Raw genomic sequence first — 4,155 nt, 5'->3', positions numbered from 1 at the left:
GCCTTCCTTTATATAGCTGTCACGTCTGCCATCTTGAGGTCAGGGCACAAAGCCAATCTGAAAGGCGAGGGGAGCACGCTGCTCCCTGCCGTACAGCACTAGCAGGTCGTTGAAAATCTATCTGCGTTGCCGAATACCGCGTCAAAAACAGGCTCAAAATGCTCATTTAGCTCACTAAACTCCGCTTTTTCGCCTGTTTTTTCCTTGTCTCGGCGGCCTCGATAACGTTTTTCAACAGCCTGCTAGACGACGGATCAGTGCAAAAGCGCCCACTTACCGTTCTTGACGGTGATCAGCTCGCGGCCGCGCTCATCGAAACCGCTGTGGTCGGCGGGAGTGATGTTGTACACCCCCTGGGTGCCTGCCAGTTCATGGGTCTGCTCCAGCGCATCACGCAGGGCAGAACGGAACTCAGCGGTGCCGGGCTGGCCGCTTTTCAGGGCGGTGGGAATGGCATTGGCCAGCAGCAGGCCGGCATCGTAAACGTTGCCGCCGAAGGTGGCGGGGTTTTCACCGTACCGCTGCTTGTAGTCGCTGACGTACTGGCTGGCGATGGTCTTGGAGGCGCTGTCGGGCACTTCATCCAGCACCAGCATCAGGCTGGCCGCCAGAATGGTGCCTTCAACCTGCTTGCCACCCAGCTTCAGGAAGGCATCCAGTGCGGCGCCGTGGGTCTGGTAGACGGTGCCCGCATAGCCCTGATCCTTGAGGGTGGTTTCCGGCATGACGGAAGAGCTGCCGGGCGCGGCGATCAGCACGGCATCCGGGCTGGCCATCAGGATCTTGAGGCTCTGTCCGGTCAGGGAGGTGTCCTGGCGCTGGAAGGTCTCACTGGCGACGATCTTGATGCCCGCTTTCTCGGTCAGGCTCTTCATCACCTTGGCCCAGTTCTCCCCATAGGGATCAGCGGTGCCCATCAGTCCCAGGGTTTTGACGCCGGACTGCTTCATCTGATCCACCAGCGCGGCAGCAATCAGATCATCGTTCTGGGTGGTCTTGAAGACCCATTTCTTCTGTTCGGTCATCGGCAGTACAACCGCTGCCGTACCCACGGGCGCCAGCATCGGCGTGCCGGACTCGGCGGCGAACTGGATTACCCCCATGGCGTTGGGCGAGCCGCTTGGGCCGATGATGGCATCAACGTGATCTTCATCGATCAGCTTCTTGAAGGCTTTCACGGTCGCGGTGGGATCACTGGAATCATCCAGCGGGATGTAGGTGATCTTTTCGCCAGCCACGGTTTCGGGCAGCAGGGCGACCGTGTTTTTCTGCGGGATACCCACCAGGGCAATGGGGCCGGTGGAAGACGTAACAACACCGATCTTGATGTCGGCATGGGCCAGTGAGGAAAGGAAGGTCGTGCTGAGTATCAGTGCAGAAAGCGTTGTCTTCGACAGCATGTCGTTCTCCAAATAGGTATTTGAACCGGGATCTGCAATCAGGCCTCGGGGTATCGCTGCAATAGCACCTGCGCGGTTAGTCACGCATTCACCGGCAAAGGTGAAGGTCATAACGTGGCAAAGCTAATGCTCAGGCGCCTATACGCCCGGAGGTGAGTCATCCACCTGTCCTACAGACTGGTACGGTCCGGTCTTTTTTACCAGAGCGTCGTGAAAGGTCGTTAGCAGCGAATGTGCCAAAACTACCTTCGCGCCGATCTGCATCAAGGAAATCAGTTGAAAAATATGCCTCTCGGGTGTTCTGCCCCGCGCGGTTGCCAGGGCTTTTCAGGGAGTGCGGTGTTCGGAATAAATACTTGAAAAGACAAGCATTTTTCTGCGCTTTTTTTGGGGTTTGGATACGTCATTTTTATCATTATTTTTCGTCTTTTTTGTGGGTTGTAAAAAACGTCTTTTCGCCGTGTCAGAGCGATGCAGGATGACCTGTCTCTGTGCCATGACAGCGTTCGTCTGTGCTTGGTTTTTTGATATTAAATTATTGAAAATAAAGTATTTAATTCCTTTTTAAGTCGCTGTTCTGGTTGTATTTATCAGCGGCTTCATTGCTCAAATATAGTGCGATAAGCGCAAAAGTGCACTACAAAAAAGCATGAATATTTTTTGAAAAAATCAATTGACATGGAAAGTAATTATTTGGATTTTAGAAAAAAGCCGGACGTGACCGGATCGGTCACGGTAAACGCCTGTCAGAACGTGAAAACGCTGTCAGACAGGGCTGGCGATAACCAGACAACAGGCCACCGGGCATACAGTGCAATGAGCGGTGGCCACAGCGAGCAACAAGAGGTGGGAAGCGATGACCGCAGTGGTAGAAACCCTGAACCTCGGCCACGGGCCACGCACAGTGATGGTTAAAGACACCATCGATGTGGCGGGCTATGCCACCCGCGCTGGCAGCAGGGCGCTGGCTCGGGCCGCCGCCGCACAGCAGCACGCCGCGGTGGTCACTGCCCTGCTGGAGGCTGGCTGGCAGATCAACGGCAAAACCAATCTGCATGAACTGGCGTTCGGCACCACGGGGATCAACCACTGGACCGGCACGCCTGTGAATCCTGATTACCCCGCGCTTATCCCCGGTGGCTCTTCCAGCGGCTCGGCTGTCGCCGTCGCCGCAGGTCTGTGCGATGCCGCACTGGGTACTGATACCGGCGGCTCGGTGCGTACCCCCGCTGCCTGCTGTGGGGTTTTCGGCTTCAAACCGACCTTTGGCCGGGTCAGCCGCGCTGGCGTCATGCCTGCGGTAAGCAGCCTCGACTGTGTTGGCCCGTTCAGTCGCAATATGGACACCCTTATCCAGGTAATGGCGGCCATTACCCCTGATTTTGCCGCTGTTCCCGAATTTTCTTCTCTGCCTGCCAAGCCGCTCGGCGTGCTGACCGCAACGGCACAGGCAGAAATCAGTACGACCCTGACCCGGGCGCTGGAGCAGGCGGCACTGCCGCAGATACCGGTGGCATTGCCCGGAATGCAGGAGGCTTACAGTGCAGGCATGGTGATCATCAACCGTGAGACCTGGAATGCCTGCGAGCCGCTGGTCGCCAGTGGTTTGATCGGCAGTGATGTCGCCGACCGCCTGCTGGCTGCCAGTCAGACCAGTAATGAGCAGCTGGCGCAGGCCGAGCAGACCCGCAACCGCTTCACTGCAGAAGTGGACCGCCTGCTGCAGCACTGTCTGGTGCTGGCCATGCCGACCCTGCCTGATTATCCCGTCGCCCTGGCAGATGCCGCGGATACCCGCGCACTGCTGGGCATGACGTCCTTTGTTCGACCTTTCAACCTGACCGGTCATCCGGCCATCACCCTGCCATTGCAAGGGCCTTCCGGCCTGCCCGTGGGCCTGCAACTGGTGGCTGGCAGAGGGCAGGACGAGCTGCTGTGCAGTGTCGCCCGAGAGCTGAGCGAGCGTCTGGAACTGAACCGAGTTTGATCGTGGAGAAGCACATGACCGCCTTTGAAGCGTCCCTCCGGGGGACAGCCCATGCTGCGCTGGGTGGCGACACCTTTGCGGCCCTGCTGCAGGACATTCGTCAGCGTGCCCGCAGCGGTGAGTTTGATCAGCAGCGCTATATCTCGCAGGACATCATCGAGCGTCTGCGCGATATCGGCATCTACCGGGCTCTGGTGCCACGTCGTTTCGGTGGCGATGAATGCAGCCCACGGCAGTTCTGTGAGCTGATCGAGGCCATCTCTCATGCCGATGGTTCGGCGGGCTGGGTGGCCAGCTTCGGGATGGGGGTGGTCTATCTGGCCGCGCTGCCGCCGCAGACGTTCGCCCGTATTTATGCCGACGGCCCGGACAAGGTCTTTGCCGGTGGCATCTTCCCGCCTCAGCCTGCCGAATTTGTCGAAGGGGGTCTGCAGGTCAACGGTCGCTGGAAGTTTTCCAGTGGCTGCATGGGGGCCGATCTGGTCGGTGTGGGGATTGCGCCTCGGCAGGGTGAAAAGCTGGGTTTGCCGCGTATGGCAGTGATGCCCGCAGGGCAGGCACGCATTGACCCGACCTGGGATGTGGTCGGCCTGATCGGGACTGGCAGCCATGATCTGGTGGTTGAGGATGTGGTGGTCGCCGAAGACTGGACCTTCGTGCGTGGCGGCGCCTCCAACCTGGATGAGCCGATGTTCCGCTATCCCACGCTGTCTTTCGCCACCCAGGTGCTGTCGGTGGTGGGGCTGGGGGTGGCGAAAGACAGCGTGG

Annotated in this window: 3 protein-coding genes; 2 read left to right on the top strand and 1 reads right to left on the bottom strand. The window is 58.7% G+C overall.

The annotated features are described in order from the left end of the window. Positions 1–254: 254 nt before the first annotated feature. Positions 255–1,400: an ABC transporter substrate-binding protein gene (locus WH50_RS25730; RefSeq protein WP_110190336.1), complete on the bottom strand. Its 1,146-nt coding sequence runs from the start codon at positions 1,398–1,400 to the stop codon at positions 255–257. Positions 1,401–2,256: 856 nt separating this feature from the next. Between WH50_RS25730 and WH50_RS25725 the strand changes: the two genes are divergently transcribed. Both WH50_RS25725 and WH50_RS25720 read left to right on the top strand, forming a co-directional pair. Then, positions 2,257–3,387 carry an amidase gene (locus WH50_RS25725; protein ID WP_110190334.1) on the top strand — a complete coding sequence of 377 codons (1,131 nt, stop codon included), beginning with the start codon at positions 2,257–2,259 and terminating at the stop codon, positions 3,385–3,387. A gap of 14 nt (positions 3,388–3,401) precedes the next feature. Further along, positions 3,402–4,155: acyl-CoA dehydrogenase family protein (locus tag WH50_RS25720; protein WP_341476847.1), on the top strand; the 754-nt coding region annotated here is incomplete at its 3' end.

Origin of the sequence: Pokkaliibacter plantistimulans, assembly GCF_003194385.1 — a bacterium.
Lineage (GTDB): Bacteria > Pseudomonadota > Gammaproteobacteria > Pseudomonadales > Balneatricaceae > Pokkaliibacter > Pokkaliibacter plantistimulans.
This window is presented reverse-complemented; position numbering and strand designations above follow the sequence as displayed.